This is a genomic window from Streptomyces sp. 2A115, assembly GCF_052245575.1.
In the GTDB taxonomy this organism is placed as follows: domain Bacteria; phylum Actinomycetota; class Actinomycetes; order Streptomycetales; family Streptomycetaceae; genus Streptomyces.
Genome location: NZ_JBQQCG010000028.1, coordinates 48,157 through 64,515, shown reverse-complemented (window position 1 = coordinate 64,515; position 16,359 = coordinate 48,157). Strand labels below are relative to the sequence as shown.

At 69.8% G+C, this 16,359-nt stretch carries 15 protein-coding genes; 6 read left to right on the top strand and 9 right to left on the bottom strand.

The window, feature by feature from the left end:
- Positions 1 to 86: 86 nt before the first annotated feature.
- The gene (locus ACTWQR_RS24325; RefSeq protein ID WP_443229261.1) at positions 87 to 581 is read right to left on the bottom strand and encodes an Lrp/AsnC family transcriptional regulator; all 495 of its coding nucleotides are present in this window, start codon (positions 579 to 581) and stop codon (positions 87 to 89) included.
- A gap of 77 nt (positions 582 to 658) precedes the next feature.
- On the opposite strand from ACTWQR_RS24325, the gene ACTWQR_RS24320 reads away from it, so the two are divergent.
- The 4 genes from ACTWQR_RS24320 to ACTWQR_RS24305 all read left to right on the top strand — a co-directional run bounded on the left by ACTWQR_RS24320 (position 659) and on the right by ACTWQR_RS24305 (position 4,918).
- Positions 659 to 1,414 carry a LytR/AlgR family response regulator transcription factor gene (locus ACTWQR_RS24320; protein ID WP_443229260.1) on the top strand — a complete coding sequence of 252 codons (756 nt, stop codon included), beginning with the start codon at positions 659 to 661 and terminating at the stop codon, positions 1,412 to 1,414.
- A gap of 11 nt (positions 1,415 to 1,425) precedes the next feature.
- A complete protein-coding gene (locus ACTWQR_RS24315; RefSeq protein WP_443229259.1) occupies positions 1,426 to 1,782 on the top strand; it encodes a hypothetical protein in 357 nt (118 codons plus the stop codon).
- Between the two features lie 81 nt (positions 1,783 to 1,863).
- Entirely contained in the window at positions 1,864 to 3,687 is a 1,824-nt protein-coding gene (locus ACTWQR_RS24310) for a sodium/solute symporter (protein ID WP_443229258.1), read from the top strand.
- A 16-nt stretch (positions 3,688 to 3,703) separates the two neighbouring features.
- Positions 3,704 to 4,918, top strand: coding sequence for a histidine kinase (locus ACTWQR_RS24305; protein ID WP_443229257.1), 1,215 nt, complete (start codon positions 3,704 to 3,706; stop codon positions 4,916 to 4,918).
- Between the two features lie 284 nt (positions 4,919 to 5,202).
- On the opposite strand, the gene ACTWQR_RS24300 is transcribed toward ACTWQR_RS24305, so the two are convergent.
- The 7 genes from ACTWQR_RS24300 to ACTWQR_RS24270 all read right to left on the bottom strand — a co-directional run bounded on the left by ACTWQR_RS24300 (position 5,203) and on the right by ACTWQR_RS24270 (position 13,345).
- On the bottom strand, positions 5,203 to 5,361 hold the full coding sequence (locus ACTWQR_RS24300; RefSeq protein ID WP_443229256.1) for a hypothetical protein: 159 nt from the start codon (positions 5,359 to 5,361) through the stop codon (positions 5,203 to 5,205).
- 13 nt (positions 5,362 to 5,374) lie between these two features.
- Entirely contained in the window at positions 5,375 to 7,357 is a 1,983-nt protein-coding gene (locus ACTWQR_RS24295) for a protein kinase domain-containing protein (protein WP_443229255.1), read from the bottom strand.
- A gap of 33 nt (positions 7,358 to 7,390) precedes the next feature.
- On the bottom strand, positions 7,391 to 8,764 hold the full coding sequence (locus ACTWQR_RS24290; RefSeq protein ID WP_443229254.1) for a DUF6777 domain-containing protein: 1,374 nt from the start codon (positions 8,762 to 8,764) through the stop codon (positions 7,391 to 7,393).
- Positions 8,765 to 8,975: 211 nt separating this feature from the next.
- Entirely contained in the window at positions 8,976 to 9,929 is a 954-nt protein-coding gene (locus ACTWQR_RS24285; protein ID WP_443229253.1) for a cytochrome c oxidase assembly protein, read from the bottom strand.
- 208 nt (positions 9,930 to 10,137) lie between these two features.
- Positions 10,138 to 11,163, bottom strand: coding sequence for a 6-phosphofructokinase (locus ACTWQR_RS24280; protein ID WP_443229252.1), 1,026 nt, complete (start codon positions 11,161 to 11,163; stop codon positions 10,138 to 10,140).
- A gap of 164 nt (positions 11,164 to 11,327) precedes the next feature.
- On the bottom strand, positions 11,328 to 12,056 hold the full coding sequence (locus ACTWQR_RS24275; RefSeq protein ID WP_443229251.1) for a type 1 glutamine amidotransferase: 729 nt from the start codon (positions 12,054 to 12,056) through the stop codon (positions 11,328 to 11,330).
- 50 nt (positions 12,057 to 12,106) lie between these two features.
- Positions 12,107 to 13,345, bottom strand: coding sequence for a MurT ligase domain-containing protein (locus ACTWQR_RS24270; RefSeq protein ID WP_443229250.1), 1,239 nt, complete (start codon positions 13,343 to 13,345; stop codon positions 12,107 to 12,109).
- 155 nt (positions 13,346 to 13,500) lie between these two features.
- Between ACTWQR_RS24270 and def the strand changes: the two genes are divergently transcribed.
- The gene (def, locus tag ACTWQR_RS24265) at positions 13,501 to 14,040 is read left to right on the top strand and encodes a peptide deformylase (RefSeq protein WP_443229249.1); all 540 of its coding nucleotides are present in this window, start codon (positions 13,501 to 13,503) and stop codon (positions 14,038 to 14,040) included.
- A 173-nt stretch (positions 14,041 to 14,213) separates the two neighbouring features.
- Here the strand turns inward: def and ACTWQR_RS24260 are convergent, their stop codons facing one another.
- Positions 14,214 to 14,858, bottom strand: a complete 645-nt coding sequence (locus ACTWQR_RS24260; protein WP_443229248.1) for a TetR family transcriptional regulator — start codon at positions 14,856 to 14,858, stop codon at positions 14,214 to 14,216.
- Between the two features lie 169 nt (positions 14,859 to 15,027).
- Between ACTWQR_RS24260 and ACTWQR_RS24255 the strand changes: the two genes are divergently transcribed.
- Positions 15,028 to 16,257 carry an acyl-CoA dehydrogenase family protein gene (locus tag ACTWQR_RS24255; RefSeq protein ID WP_443229247.1) on the top strand — a complete coding sequence of 410 codons (1,230 nt, stop codon included), beginning with the start codon at positions 15,028 to 15,030 and terminating at the stop codon, positions 16,255 to 16,257.
- Positions 16,258 to 16,359 lie beyond the last annotated feature (102 nt).

The window sequence follows — 16,359 nt, the reverse complement described above, 5'->3', positions numbered from 1 at the left end:
GATGCTGCGTCTTGGGGTACTTCAGCGCAGGATCAGTGCGTGTTCGAGGGTGTTCGGACTGGAAGGGTCTGCTCCGCCGGGCTTGCTCACCCCGTCGGCTCCGGAGCCGGCTGGTTCGCGCCCGCCTCCGGGCTCTCCGGCAGGAGATGGGAAAGGACCATGAAGCTGATCGTCTTGCGGATGAACGGCTCCACACGGATCCGTTCGAGCACCTCCTCGAAGTGCTCCACGTCGCGGGCCCGTACATGCAGCAGCGCGTCCGCGCCGCCGGTCACCGTCATCGCGGCGGTGATCTCGGGATGGTTGCGCACCACCTCCGCGAGCCGTCGGGGCGGCGCGGCGCCCTCGCAGTACACCTCGACGTACGCCTCCGTACGCCAGCCGAGCGCGGCCGGCTCCACCGTTGCCGAGAACCCGGTGATCACGCCGGTCTCACGCAACCGGTCGACCCGGCGCTTGACCGCGGTGGCGGACAGGCCGATCGCCGCGCCGATCTCGGCGAAGCTGGTGCGGGCGTTCGCCATCAGAGCCGTGACGATCTTGCGGTCGAGGTCGTCGAAGGGCGCGGACTTGGGTCGCATGCGGGCACTGTATCCAGCGGCCACCGGCGGACGCCGCGCATGTGCAGGCGTGCGAATTGCTCCTACACTGCACATTCATGCTCCGAGTCCTCGCCGTCGACGACGAACCGCCCTCCCTGGAAGAGCTGCTCTATCTGCTGAACGCCGATCCGCGGGTGAGCAGCGTCGAGGGCGCGAGTGACGCCACGGCGGCGCTGCGCCGGATCAACCGCGCGCTGGACAGCGGACCCGGCGGAGACGAGGGGATCGACGTCGTCTTCCTCGACATCCATATGCCCGGCCTCGACGGACTCGACATGGCGCGGCTGCTCGCCGGGTTCGCCAAGCCGCCGCTCGTGGTGTTCGTCACCGCCCACGAGGGTTTCGCGGTCCAGGCCTTCGACCTCAAGGCCGTCGACTACGTGCTGAAGCCGGTACGCAGGGAGCGGCTGGCCGAGGCGGTCCGGCGGGCCGTCGAGCAGAGGGACGCGGCCCCGCAGATACCCGTGCACGAGCCCGACCCGGACCATATATCCGTCGAACTGGGCGGAGTCACCCGTTTTGTGGCCGTAGAGGACATCACCCACGTCGAGGCCCAGGGTGACTACGCGCGACTGCACACCGCCCAGGGCAGCCACCTCGTCCGCATCCCGCTCTCCACCCTCGAAGAACGCTGGCGCTCGCGCGGCTTCGTCCGCATCCACCGCCGCCATCTCGTCGCCCTCGGCCACATCAGCGAGCTGCGCCTGGACGCGGGCACCGTGAGCGTCCTCGTCGACTCCGTCGAACTGCAGGTCAGCCGCCGTCACGCACGAGAACTGCGCGACCTGCTGATGCGCCGGACCGCGAGCTGAGGAGACCGGAGTTGCCCCAGGACCCCGCCGACCGCCGTGTCGTCGTCACCGGCCCGCCGCGCCGCACCCGCAGGCTGAACGGCTACCGTCCGCGCACCGAGATCGACGAGCAGACCACGCTCGGCCACACCTACGTCCGCTCGCTCATGCGCAGTCAACTGCGCGCCGCCCTCACCGTGTTCGCGGTTCTCGTCCTGCTCGTGGGCCCACTCCCGCTGGTGTTCGTCTCGATGGGCGACAGTGCGGGCCTCGAGTGGATCGTGCTCGGCTTCTGCGTCTATCCGCCGCTGGTGCTGCTCGCCCGCTGGTACGTGCGCCGCGCCGACCGCAACGAGAAGGACTTCGTCCGCCTCGTCGAGGACCGCTAGCCGATGAACGAGCACGAGAACGAGCACGAGAATGACCACAAGGACCGCCGAGCCCGTGAACGAGAGTCCTGAGGCGTCCCCGTGAACGAGAACTACGCCGTTCCCGCGGTCGCCCTCGTCGTCGTCGCTACCGTCTTCGTCGGCGCCTTCGGCCTGCGCATCTCACGCACTACCTCGGACTTCTACGTGGCCTCGCGCACCGTGGGCCCCCGCCTGAACGCGGCCGCCATCAGCGGCGAGTACCTCTCCGCCGCCTCGTTCCTGGGCATCGCGGGCCTCGTCCTCGTCCAGGGCCCCGACATGCTCTGGTACCCGGTCGGCTACACCGCCGGCTATCTCGTCCTGCTGATCTTCGTCGCGGCCCCGCTGCGCCGCTCCGGCGCGTACACCCTGCCCGACTTCGCCGAGGCACGGCTCGCCTCGCAGGCCGTACGGCGGCTGGCAGGGGCCTTTGTCGTCGGCGTCGGCTGGCTCTACCTCCTGCCCCAACTCCAGGGCGCGGGGCTGACGTTGAACGTGCTGACCGGAGCCTCCAAGTCGCTCGGCGGCATCATCGTCGCGGTCGTCGTGGTCGCGACCGTCGCCGCGGGCGGCATGCGCAGCATCACCTTCGTACAGGCCTTCCAGTACTGGCTCAAGCTCACCGCCCTGCTCGTCCCCGCGCTGTTCCTGGTCCTCGCCTGGCAGGGCGACGGAGCGCCGCGCCATGCCTTCGACGAGCCGGCCACGTTCCGCGAGCACCGGATCGTACGCGTCGACGGCAGCCTCGACCTGAAGCTCGACCGGCCGCTGACCGTCACCGCGGACGGCACGGTCGACGGCAAGCGGTACGAGGAGGAACGGCTCCGGCTCGCCGCGGGCACCCACCACATCGAACAGGGCACCCGGCTGGCCTTCACCAAAGGCGACCGCGTCCCCGTCGCCGACCGCGGCAGCAACGGCGGCATGTCCACCTCGCTCGCCGCGGGCCGCGAGGAACGCCCGCTGTACGCCACGTACGGACTGATCCTCGCCACGTTCCTCGGCACCATGGGCCTGCCGCACGTCGTCGTCCGCTTCTACACCAGCCCACACGGCGTCGCCGCCCGCCGCACCACTGTCGCCGTGCTCGGCCTGATCGGCGCGTTCTATCTGCTGCCGCCGCTCTACGGCGCGCTGGGGCGGCTGTACTCTCCCGAGCTCACCCTCACCGGGGACGCGGACGCCGCCGTGCTGCTGCTGCCCGGCCGGATGATCGGCGGGCTCGGCGGGGACCTGCTGGGCGCGCTGGTGGCGGGCGGGGCGTTCGCCGCGTTCCTGTCCACCGCCTCGGGGCTGACGATGGCGGTGGCGGGTGTGCTCACGCAGGACGTGCTGCCCTCGCGCGGTGTCCGGCACTTCCGGCTCGGCACGGTCCTCGCGATGATCGTGCCGCTCGCGGCGAGCATGCTCGTGGGCGGACTGCCGGTCGCCGATGCCGTCGGGCTCGCCTTCGCGGTGTCGGCGTCGTCCTTCTGCCCACTGCTCGTCCTCGGCATCTGGTGGCGACGGCTCACCCCGCCCGGCGCGGCGGCCGGCATGCTCGTCGGCGGCGGCTCGGCGCTGCTCGCGGTCGCGGCGACCATGGCCGGGTTCCCGGGCACGGGCTCGCTGCACGCGCTCCTCGCCTGGCCCGCGCTCTGGTCGGTGCCGCTGGGCTTCCTCACCATGGTGCTGGTGTCGCTCGCGACGTCCGGGCGGGTGCCGGCGGGGACCGCGGCGATCCTCGCCCGGTTCCATTTGCCGGAGGAACTGTCCGGCGGACAGGTACGAACGGCCGTGAGTGCGAAGGAAGCGCCCGTGAGCGCGAAGGAAGCGTCCGTGAGTGGGAAAGCGCCTGTGAGTGGGAAAGAAGCGCCTGTGAGTGCGAAGGAAGTCGAGGCATGAGCTTCGTGGTCAAGGTATGAGCGGTTTCCTGGCCGGGCTCCTCATGGCCGTACTCCCGCTCCTCGCGGCCGGGTTCTGGCTCGGCCGGCGCACCGCGCGCCCGCCCAGCCTCGGCGGCCTCGGCACCCCTGTCGAGCACGCCACCTTCGAGACCCTGCACACCGCGTCGCTCGCCGCGCCACCGCTCCGTGGGGGCCTGACCGGAGAGACGGCGCGTAGGTCGGCGCGGCGGCTGCGCACCCTGCTCGGCACCGACGCGCTCTGCCTCACCGACCAGGACACGGTGCTGGCCTGGGAAGGCGTCGGTGAGCACCACCGGACCCAGATCATGGAGCGGATCGGCGGACCGCTGGAAACCGGCCGCGGCGAGGCCTTCCGCCTCGACTGCGACGAGCCGTACTGCCCGCTGCGCTGGGCCGTCGTCGCCCCGCTCACCGTCGACGACCGCGTCTACGGAGCCCTCGTGGCCTGCGCGCCCCGCGAGTCCGCCGTGCTCGTCCGCGCCACCGGAGAGGTCGCCCGCTGGGTCTCGGTCCAGCTGGAACTCGCCGACCTCGACCAGTCCCGAACCCGCCTGATCGAGGCCGAGATCAAGGCTCTGCGCGCCCAGATATCACCGCACTTCATCTTCAACTCGCTCGCCGTCATCGCGTCCTTCGTCCGCACCGACCCCGAGCGGGCCCGCGAACTCCTCCTGGAGTTCGCCGACTTCACCCGCTACTCGTTCCGCAGGCACGGCGACTTCACCACACTCGCCGACGAACTGCACGCCATCGACCACTACTTGGCACTGGTCAGAGCACGCTTCGGCGACCGGCTCTCGGTCACCCTGCAGATCGCCCCCGAAGTACTCCCGGTGACCCTGCCCTTCCTGTGCCTGCAACCGCTCGTGGAGAACGCGGTGAAACACGGCCTGGAAGGCGGCACGGGCAAGGTCGACAAGAGCCACATCAGCATCACCGCACAGGACGCGGGAGCCGAGGCGCTCGTCGTCATCGAGGACGACGGCCCCGGCATGGACCCCGACCGGTTGCGCCGCATCCTGGCAGGCGAGGCCAGTACCTCAGACGGCATCGGACTGTCGAACGTCGACGACCGGCTGCGGCAGGTCTACGGGGACGACTACGGCCTCGTCATCGAGACCGCCCTCGGCGCGGGCATGAAGGTCACCGCCCGGCTGCCCAAATACCAGCCGGGCGTGCACTCCGCGGGGCGGTTGCCCCGGGAGTGAGCCCCTGGGAGGTCCGCGAGGAAGCCCCGGGGACCAGGGGGTGTTTCGAAAGTCCCGCACGGCACCCACGGCGCCCGGCACGCGCCCCCACCCCCGAACCGGCTTCGCACGGCTCGGGCGGGGGGACCCCTTCGCGGCACCGGCCGAAAGCCCAAGTACGTCCAGTACGAGGGCTTTCGGTCGGCACTCCCCTCAGCCTTCGGTCGGGGTACCCCCCCAGGGCACGCACCGGACACCGCGGGCACCACACGGGACCTTCGAAACACCCCTAGGCACGGAGTACCTCAGGTGCTGCGCGATGCCACCATCGCCAGCGTGAGCAGTCCGAGCACCACCCAGCCGAACCACAGCCAGCCACTGCTGCCGAGCGCCACCGTGTAGGCCGTCACCATCACTAGGCCTCCGACGGTGAGCACCCCCATAGCCTTCGTAGAACCGGGCATCGCAACACCCTCCTCATGGTTCGTCCCCCTCTATGGTGCCCCCGTCCCGCCTTATTACGGTGCACACCACGAAATGTGTGCGCGATTTCCAGGCGCCCTCGCTCGCCCAGGCAGACGTCTTGTAGACGCTCGGGTCGTAGCCGTACTGGATCGGAGGCAACTGCGCCTCACAGGCCTCGAGGGATTCCTGCTTCGCCGGAAGCGCCACGTCCTGGGCCAGTGCGGTGAAGCCGAGCACCCGCTGGTCGTGCGGTTTGTCACAGGAGGCCAGCCGGGCGTCCTGGTCGGACCGTTCGTCCAGGCAGTCCTGTTTCTGCATGTTGGCGGTGTCGATGAACGGCAACCCCGTCTCGCGATGGTCCCCGAGCGGTCCGTACACAGCTCCGTGAGCGCCGAGGAGCAGACAGGCGGTGCGCCGGCCGGCCGCCGAGAAGCCCGTGTCGGTGGGGATCACGGCATAGCCGCGCACGTCCGCGAGCTTCTTGCGTGTCTCCTCGGTTCGTTCCTCGCACTGGGCTGGGCCGCTCGTGCGCGCCTCGTCCGCGGATCCGGCCTCGACCACTGCCATCACCTGGCCGTCCGGTGTCCCGGTGACGCAGTCCTTGACCGTCAGCCGTGGCGTGCCCTTGAAACGGTCCTCGGGCCAGTAGGCGGTGACGCAGTCGCCGTCCTTGAGCGGCTGGGCCAACCCGACGGCGTCTCCGTACGGGCTCTCGTCGCCGTTGCCCGGCAGGTACGCCATGGCGTACCAGGCCCCACCGCCCGCGATGGCCAGTCCGAGCGCGGTCGCCAGTGCGGCCCGGAGAGCGCGGTTGCGCTTGCGGCGGCGTCGGCCGGTGGTGGCCGGGGGAGGGCCGTAGCCCTGTCCGGTGGCCCAGGGGGCGGCACCCTGCCCGGAAGGCCGGCCGACGGGGGTCCCGTACCCGGAGGGCCAGGCGACAGGGCTTTCCTGTCCAAGGGGCGCCGCCGAGGACTCCTGCCCGGCCGACGGGCCGTACCACTGCCCACCGCCCCCGTGGCTCTGCGGAGACTCGGGGACCTGCGGAATCCGGGAACCCGCCGTGTGCGTCGTCCCGCCCGCCCATGGCGGCTCCGAACCCAGGTCGAGCTGGGTCCGGGGATGCGACTGGGGTGTCACGATCGCGGACAGCGCGGCTTCGGCGTCCTCGGCGGTGATCCGGTGGACCGGGTCCTTCGTGAGCATGGCCGCCAGGAGCGGCTCCAGGGCACCGGCCCGCAGTGGCGGACGGGGTTCCTCCAGTACGAGGGCGGTGAGCGACGCGAGTTCCGAGTCGCGGTCGAAGGGACCGCGTCCTTCGACCGCGTAGTAGAGCGTGCAGCCCAGCGAGAACAGGTCGGCGGCGGCGGTAGGCGGCCCGCCCTGGGCCCGCTCGGGCGCCAGATACCCGGCCGTGCCGACCAGGACGGACGTCGCCGTGTACCGCGTCTCGCCGGCGTCCGGCTGCACGGAGATGCCGTAGTCGGTGAGCAGGACACGGGCGTACGGCGACCCCGTGCGGTCCGGGGCGAGGAGGATGTTGGCGGGTTTCACGTCCCGGTGCATGACACCCCGCTCGTGCCCGGCCGTGAGCGCGTCCAGTACGGCGAGCCCGATGCGGGCGCACTCGGCGGGTGCCAGGGTTCCGCGCTGGGTGACCAGCGCCCGCAGGTCGAGGGCGCCCGCCACGTACTCCATCACGATCCAGGGCAGGCCCTCGTGCTCCAGTACGTCGTGCACGGTCGCCACGTGCGGGTGGCCGCGCAGCCCGGCGGCGTGTCTGGCCTCGGCCCGGGCGCGGGCGACCCTCGACGAGCGGTCCTGTCCGGCCTCGCCCGGGTCGCGGAACACGATCTCCTTGAGCGCGACCTCGCAGGCCAGCCGTTGGTCGTGGGCGAGCCAGACGTGGCCCATGCCGCCGCTGCCCAGCTGGTTCAGCAGGAGGTACCGGCCGGCGATGACCCGGCCGACTCCCGAGTGCGGTGATCCTGTTGGCATCCGGTCCCTCCCGGGTTTCTGCTCTGGGTGGGCTCACGCCGGGCTCTGGGCGGGATCGCCGGTGGCCGGCTCACTGGACGAGACGGGTTCGCTCGATACCGGTTCGCTGGATGCCGGTTCACTCGTCGGGGGCTCGACGGATGTGGGGTCGACGGGCGTGGGCTCGGCGGGCGTCGGCTTGACGGATGTGGGCCTGGTCGTGGACGGCGGACTGGTCGGGGTTGAGGTCGCTGTCGCCGTCGCGGTGGGGGTCGCGGTTGGGGTCGAGTCCGAGGGAGTCGGTGACTCCGTCGGCGTGGAGTCGGTCTCGGTGGGCGTCCCGCCGCCGGGTGTGGTTTCCGTCTCGGTGGGCGTGCTGCCGCCGGGTGTGGTTTCTGTCTCGGTGGGCGTTCCGCCGCCCGGTGTCGTCTCCGTTTCAGACGGCGTTCCGCCGCCCGGCGTCGACTCCTCGTCGGACGGCGACGGATCGGTGCTGCCCCCGCCCGAGCCCGAGCCCGAGCCCGAGCCCGATTCCGTGCCCTCGCCCAGGCTCAGCGCCACGGCATCCCCGAACCGCAGCTTCGTCCCCGGACCGGGATCGGACCCTGTCACCGACGCGTCACCTGTCGGCAGTTCGTCCCCGGAGCCGGAGTACGCCACTGCCAGCCCGAGCTCCGACAGTCGCTGACTGGCCTGGTTGAAGGTCATCCCGGCCACGGACGGCACCGCGTGCTGCTCGGTCGCGTCGAACGTCGTGTCGCTCTCGCCCTCGCTGCCGACCGGGCGGTTGATGCCCCGGTCCGGATTGTCCACGTCCACGAGCGCGATGCGCTCAAGCGGCTGGGGCGAGGGCTTGACGGCGACCACGGAGGACTTCTCGTAACCGTCCCACTCTTTGTTACCGTCTTCGAACTTGACCGAGATCTTCTCGGGATCCTTGTCGAAGCTCCGCAACGGATTTCCGCACGAGCACTTCACGGCGGGAAGTCCCTGGTCGTTCACCAATACGGCGATCCCCGCCTCCAGCAATGCGTCGAAGGGGACTGCTTTGCTCTTCTTGTAGTCGTGGTTCTTCACAAGCGTGTCGTGACGCAGGAGGACAGGTGTGAGGCCGTCGATGTACTCCTCGATCCGATCAGGCGTAATGCCCACGACACGGGCCCATTCCCGGGCTTTTTGCCGGTTGTCGGGGTCAGTGAGGAAATCCTTGAGCCGGTCGACGTCACAGACCGTCGGCTTCGACGTGCCCCCGTACAGACCAGGGCTGTTCCCCTGCTGCAGGCCGCTGTGCGGTTGCTGCGACGTGACCTTTGAGTCCTCGCCCAGCGAGCCGTCCTCTTCGAAAAAAGGTGCGAGTGACGACACCCCGGCGGCAACGGCCTTCACCGTGAACAGGCGCTGTTCGCTGCATCCGCTGAGGATCAGCACGGCAGCGAGTAGAACAGCGAGCCTTCGGGCCACAGATTTCCCGGCCCTTTGCAAGCATGCGTGAATTGTCATGACCGCTCCCCCCGGCGGTTTCCCCCGTCACCCTGCAGAGCGGAAGCAGGGCGTAGCGCATCATGCTACTGAATGGAAAAGCCTTTCAGTCAAGGGGAATTCCCAGAGTGCACGAAGTGACTGAAAGAAGAAAAGGGACTCAGCGACCGTGTGTGTTCAGTGAGGCCAGATAGGCGTTGTACGCCTCGAGTTCCTTGTCGCCGTCGCGATCGGCGGCCCGGTCCGCGCGCCGCGCCTGCCGCTGCTCGGAGCGGTACCACTGGAAGAGCAGCGCGAGAAGCACGAGCACCGAGGGGATCTCGCTGAACGCCCAGGCGATGCCGCCGGCCACGTTCTGGTCGGAGAGCGCGTCGATACCGAGCGAGGCGGGCGGGTTCTCGTACGTCTCGACCATCGGCCCGGACGCCATCATCAGCGCGATACCGAAGAACGCGTGGAACGGCATGCCCGCGAACAGCTCCAGCATCCGCATCAGGTACCCGGGCCGGTGCGGACCCGGATCGACGCCCATGATCGGCCAGAAGAACACCAGGCCGACGGCGAGGAAGTGGCTCATCATCACGATGTGGCCCGTCTTCGAATCCATCAGGAAGTCGAAGATCGGCGAGAAGTACAGCGCGTACAGGCTCGCGATGAACAGCGGAATCGTGAACGCCGGATGCGTGATGATCCGCATGAACCGACTGTGCAGCAGCGCGAGCAGCAGCTCGCGCGGCCCCTTGCCGCCCCTGCGGGCCGCTACCGGCAGCGCGCGCAACGCCAGCGTGATCGGCGCGCCGAGCAGGATCAGGATCGGCGACAGCATGCTGATCACCATGTGCTGCACCATGTGCACGCTGAACATGACCATGCCGTAGTCGTTGAGCTTGGTGCACAGCACGAGCACGACGGTCAGGACACCGACGACGAACGCCACGGTCCGTCCGACGGGCCACGTGTCACCGCGCCGTACGAGCCGCACCACACCCCACCCGTACAGGGCCAGCCCGAGGAGGCAGGCGGTGAGAAAGAACGGGTCGGCAGACCACTCGAGCCCCCGCCCCAGCGTGAACGGCGGCAGATCCATCGTCATGCCGTGCTCGCCGTGATCCATCCACCGGCTCCTGATTCGTACGGGTTGTGCGCTGTCTGTCCGGGACCAGACTAGAACTGCCCCCGGCGGCGACAGCCGCCGGGGGCAGTTTCAAGGGGCGCGGAGCTGTGACATTGTGCGGCTCCGCCGCGATGGGGGTCCCCCCGCTCGAGCGGAGCCGAGAGTGGGGGAGCGACCAGCCACGACGAACCCGCAGCCGCCAAACTTCTTAAAGTACGCACTCCGCTTCGGCGTACCGCTCCTCAGGCACCGTCTTCAGCGTCTCGACCGCCTCCGCGAGCGACACCATCACGATGTCCGTCCCGCGCAGCGCCGTCATCTTCCCGAACTCCCCCCGGTGCACAGCCTCCACGGCATGCCAGCCGAATCGGGTCGCGAGAACACGGTCGTACGCGGTCGGAGTACCACCACGCTGCACATGCCCGAGGATCACCGGACGAGCCTCCTTGCCGAGCCGCTCCTCCAGCTCAATGGAGAGCTGCCGGGCGATGCCCGCGAACCGCTCGTGCCCGTAGACGTCCTTGCGACCCTCGTCGTACTCCATCGACCCCTCGCGAGGCTTCGCGCCCTCCGCGGCGACGACGATGGCGAACCTCTTGCCCGCGGAGAAGCGTTCGCCGACCTTGGTGGCCAACTCCTCGATGTCGAAGGGCCGTTCCGGCACGACGATGGCGTGCGCGCCCGCGGCCATGCCGGAGTGCAGCGCGATCCAGCCGGTGTGGCGGCCCATGACCTCGACGATCAGCACCCGCTGGTGGGACTCGGCGGTGGTCTTCAGCCGGTCCAGGGCCTCGGTCGCCACTCCCACAGCCGTGTCGAAACCGAAGGTGACGTCCGTGACCGCGATGTCGTTGTCGATGGTCTTCGGCACGCCGACGATCGGCAGGCCGCTGTCCGACAGGAGGCGGGCCGCCTTGAGCGTGCCCTCGCCGCCGATCGGGATGATCGCGTCGAGCCCGAGCTCCTCGACATGCCCCCTGGCCCGCTCCACACCGTCACGCAGATGCGCCGGCTGGACGCGGGAGGAGCCGAGCACGGTGCCGCCGCGAGCCAGGATTCCGCTCACGGCGTCGAGGTCGAGCTTGACGTAGTCGCACTCCAGAAGGCCCTTCCAGCCGTCCCGGAAGCCGATGACCTCGTCGCCGTGGTCGACGACGGCGCGGTGCACGACGGACCGGATGACGGCGTTCAGGCCGGGGCAGTCGCCGCCGGACGTGAGGACACCAATGCGCATAGCCCGAAATACCTTCTCAGCGTGGGCCGGAACCGGACCACGCTGTCCGGCAGGACCTCGCCACCCTACCGGCGGCAGGGGGCGAGTCCGCATCGTGCGTCCGCCTGCTGGACGCCCCCGCACACGTGAGCGGAACCACCGCCAGACGGGCTGTGCGCGTGGGGTCAGGCGGGCTGCTGAGCAGCCGAGATGCGCTCGGAGCGCAGCGCCTCGTACCACCGGTCGTCGATCGGCGGCAGCGCGTTGACGTCGAGCGCCAGCTTCAGCAGCAGGTCCCCGATCAGCGGGTTGCGGGCCAGCACGGGCCCGTGCATGTACGTACCGAAGACGGTTCCGTTGTACGCGCCTTCCGTGCCGTCGCCCGTGCCGTTGCCCTTACCGAGCCGGACCTGCGCGAACGGGCGCGCGGTGGGGCCGAGGTGGGTGATGCCCTGGTGGTTCTCGAAGCCGGTCAGCTGCGGCAGACCCAGGCGCGAGTCGATGTCGCCGAGTACGTCGCCGACGCACCGCTCGCCCTCGCCGCGCGTGGAGACCACGTCGAGCAGACCGAGGCCCGGCTCGCGCTGGCCGAGGTCGTTGATGAACTCGTGGCCCAGGATCTGGTAGCCGGCGCACACCGAGAAGACGATCGCGCCGTTGCTGACCGCGCGGTGCAGACCGCCGTCGCGGCGCAGCCGCTCGGCCGCGAGCCGCTGCGGCCGGTCCTCACCGCCACCGATCAGGTAGATGTCACCGGAGGTGGGGATGGCCTGGTCGCTGCGTACGTCGAGACGCGCCACGTCCAGACCGCGCTGGCGGGCCCGGCGCTCCACGACGAGCGCGTTGCCCTGGTCGCCGTACGTGCTCAGCAGGTCGGGGTAGATCCACACCAGACGCAGGCTGTTGTCACTCATGGTCAGTGTCCTCGGTGTCCTTTACGTGCCTGGGGTACGTGCCTGGGTGATCAGTTGCCGACGCGGCGGCGCAGATCCTGGAAGGCGGTGTAGTTCGCGATGACCTCGATGCGTCCGGGCGGCGCCATCTGCACGGCCTGGTCGAGGTTCTCGCACACCTGGAAGGACTGGTTGGCGACCTCCAGACGCACGGCGAGGTCCAGCTTCCGGTCGCCGAGCACGAAGATCGGGTGGCCGCTGAGCCGGGTGTAGTCGACGTCCCACAGCCAGGAGGTGTCGGTGCCGTCGGCGCCGCGCGCGTTCACGGACAGGATGACCGGGGTCGGCGGCGGGTCGATCAGGGAGAAGGTCTCCAGCCAGCCCGCGGGGTTCTTGGCGAGCAGCAGACGCAGATCGCGCTGCAGGAACTGCACGACGTCATAGCGTCCGGCCACGGCCTGCACCTGGTACATACGCTCCAGGGCGACCTGCGGCGGCACACCGAAGACGGCCGCGACGGCGGCCGACGAGGCGGCGTTCGCCTTGTTGGCGCGGCCCGGCAGCTGGAGGTGGATCGGCCAGGCCGAACCGTGCGGGTCGAGGACGTGGTCACCGGCGAGGGCCCAGCTGGGCGTCGGACGGCGGAAGCCGCACTCGCCGCAGAACCAGTCGTCGCCCGGGCGCTGCATCACACCGCCGCAGGACGGGCAGGACCAGGCGTCGTCCTTCCACATCTGACCGGCGGCCACCCACACCAAATTCGGCGAGGAGGACGCGGCCCACACGACCAGCGGGTCGTCGGCGTTGGCGACCACGACGGCCTTGGAGCCGGCCAGGCCCTCGCGCCAGTGCTCGGCCATCATGCGGGTCTCGGCGGCGCGGTCGAGCTGGTCACGGGAGAGGTTGAGCAGCGCGATGCACTTCGGGTCGGTGTCCCGCGCGACGCCGGAGAGGTACTTCTCGTCCACCTCGATGACGGCGTACCGCGAGTCCGAGCCGCCGGCCAGCGCGGAGGTGATGCCGGCGGGCATGTTCGCGCCCAGCGCGTTCGAGACGACGGGTCCCGCGGCGCGCAGTGCCTCCGCGATCAGGCGGGTCGTGGTGGTCTTGCCGTTGGTGGCCGAGACCAGGATGACGTCCAGGTGCTGTGCCAGCCGGGCCAGCAGGTCGGGGTCGAGTTTGAGTGCCACCCGGCCGCCGATCACCGATCCGCTGCCACGGCCCGCGGCGCGCGACGCCGCTGCGACCGCCTTGCCCGCCGTCACGGCCAGCTTGGCCCGCGGCGACAGCGGGTCCGAGTTGCCTGCCATCAGTTCCCGATCCTCCTTGCGTACGGCGCCGCGCCCCTGTTCCCGGCAACGTGTGGCCCTCAGCCTATCGAGATCCACCCACCGGCCCGAATCGCGGCACCACCGCGGCCCCACCGCGCACTCGCGCGACTATTGACGACCGTACCCTTGCGGCTATGCGACACGGCTCGATCCCGGGTGCCCAAGGGCGCGTCCTTCCTTTGTCTTTGCTCGGCGACCCCGTGTTGCACACACGGTGTGAAGAGGTCACGGAGTTCGGGCCTCGACTGGCACGTCTCGTCGAGGACATGTTCGCGACGATGTACGCGGCGCAGGGGGTCGGTCTTGCCGCGAATCAGGTCGGTACGGCGCTGCGGGTCTTTGTGTACGACTGCCCGGACGACGAGGAGCGGCGGCACGTGGGGCATGTGGTGAACCCGCGCCTGGTCGAGACGGACGGGGTGGTGTTGCGCGGGCCTGAGGGGTGTCTGTCGTTGCCGGGGCTGGAGGCGGGGACCGAGCGGTACGACCATGCGGTGGTTGAGGGGTCCACGGTGGATGGTGAGCCGGTGCGGGTGCATGGGACCGGGTGGTTCGCCCGGTGCCTTCAGCATGAGTGTGATCACCTTGACGGTGGGCTGTATGTGGATCGGCTCAGTGGGTGGCGCCGGCGCCGGGTTATGAGACAGGCTGCGCGGGCGTCTTGGGGGCGTTGAGTTCTGTTGGGCGGCTGCGGGTTCGTTGTGGCTGGTCGCTCCCCCACTCTCGGCTCCGCTCGAGCGGGGGGACCCCCATCGCGGCGGAGCCGCATATGCCACAGCCCCGCGCCCCTGAGAGGGCTCTGTCGTGCACCGGAGTCAGAAGACGGGGCCCGCCCCTTGGCCCCCAGTCAGAAGCCGGGCCCGCCTACTTTGTCGCCCGCCGCCGCCAGCCTGCCCCACAGCAGGTCCGCCAGTGCGCGTACCAACTCAGAGCGTGCGCAAGGGCGTTCGCCGAGCCACCAGTCGCCGGCCGCGTGCATCATGCCGACGATGCCGTGTCCCCAGACGCGTGCCAGCTGCTGGCTGTGCGGGCCGAGGTCGACGCGTTCCTCGATGACCTCGGCGAGTTCCTCGCCCATGCGGCGCAGCAGCGGAGCGGAGTGCTTCCCGACGTCGAAGCCCGGGTCGCCCGGTGAGACACCGTCCGACGGATGCATCAGGAAGCGGTACACCTGCGGGCGTGCCTCGATCGCCGCGAGATAGGTGTCGAGCGTGGCCTCGACCCGCTCCCGGCGCTCGGCCGGCGCGTCCAGGGCGGCGCGCAGCGCTCCGAGCAGGGCGTCGGTGTGGCGCTTGGCGAGGGCCGCGTACAGTCCGCCCTTGTCACCGAAGTGCCGGTACAGAATTGGCTTGGTGATGCCCGCCTCGGCGGCGATGGCGTTCATCGAGGCGCCGGGGCCGTCGCGGAGCACCACCCGGTCGGCGGCCTCCAGCAGCTCGCGCCGACGGCGGTCGGCGGACCGTTGCTGATCGGTCCGCTGCGTGGTGTCCATGAGCTCTCCCCACCCGTGCTGATTCGGTGACGCCTGCGCAACGTAACACCCGCAGGCGATTCTGCCTCGAACGGGTTGCCGAGCGAGGACCGGGAGTTGACTTTTCCTACTTGCCGGTAACAGGCTACTGTTACCGCAAGTAACATGCGAGTACAGCGTTGGAGGGGACATGGCCGAGTTCACCATGGAGCTCAACGACGAACAGAAGGAGGTCCGGGACTGGATCCACGGGTTCGCCGCCGATGTGATCCGCCCCGCGGCCGCCGAATGGGATGAGCGTGAAGAGACGCCGTGGCCGGTCATCCAGGAGGCCGCCAAGGTCGGCATCTACTCCCTGGACTTCTACGCCCAGCAGTACTTCGACCCCACCGGCCTCGGCATACCCATGGCCATGGAGGAGCTGTTCTGGGGCGACGCGGGCATCGCCCTGTCGATCGTCGGCACCGGCCTCGCCGCCGTCGGCGTCCTCGCCAACGGCACCGAGGAGCAGATCGGCACCTGGATCCCCCAGATGTACGGCGATGCCAACGATGTCAAGGTCGCCGCGTTCTGCTCCTCCGAGCCCGACGCCGGCTCCGACGTGGCCTCCATGCGCACGCGTGCCGTCTACGACGAGGCCAAGGACGAGTGGGTCCTCAACGGCACGAAGACCTGGGCGACCAACGGCGGTATCGCCAACGTCCATGTCGTGGTCGCGGTCGTCGACTCCGAGTTGGGCTCCAAGGGCCACGCGTCCTTCATCGTCCCGCCGAACACGCCCGGCCTCTCCCAGGGGCAGAAGTTCAAGAAGCACGGCATCCGCGCCTCCCACACCGCCGAGGTCGTCCTGGAGAACGCCCGTGTTCCCGGCTCCTGCCTCCTCGGCGGCAAGGAGAAGCTCGACCAGCGTCTTGCCCGTGCGCGTGAGCGGGCGAAGGCGGGCAACGGGGAGCGCGTGAAGAACGCGGCGATGGCCACGTTCGAGGCGTCTCGCCCGGCTGTTGGTGCGATGGCGGTCGGCACCGCCCGGGCCGCGTACGAGGAAGCCCTCGAGTACGCCAAGACGCGTGAGCAGTTCGGGCGTCCGATCATCGACAACCAGGGTGTCGCTTTTCAGCTTGCCGACATGCGGACCCAGATCGACGCTGCTCGGTTGCTGGTGTGGCGTGCGTCCTGGATGGCCGTGAATGGCAAGCCGTTCACCGCGGCCGAGGGGTCCATGTCGAAGCTGTATGCCAGTGAGACCGCGAAGAAGGTCACCGGTCAGGCGATTCAGATCCTTGGTGGCAATGGGTACACGCGGGAGTATCCGGTGGAGCGGATGCATCGGGACGCCGCTATCTACACGATCTTCGAGGGTACGAGTGAGATTCAGCGGTTGGTGATCGCGCGGACGTTGGCGGGGATGCCGATTCGGTAGCGCCGTTGGGGGTGCGGTTCGACTCGGACCGCCGGTCGGATGTCACAGCCCCGCGCCCCGCGGGGGAGCCGCACGATGTCACAGCCCCGCGCCCCTGTCGGG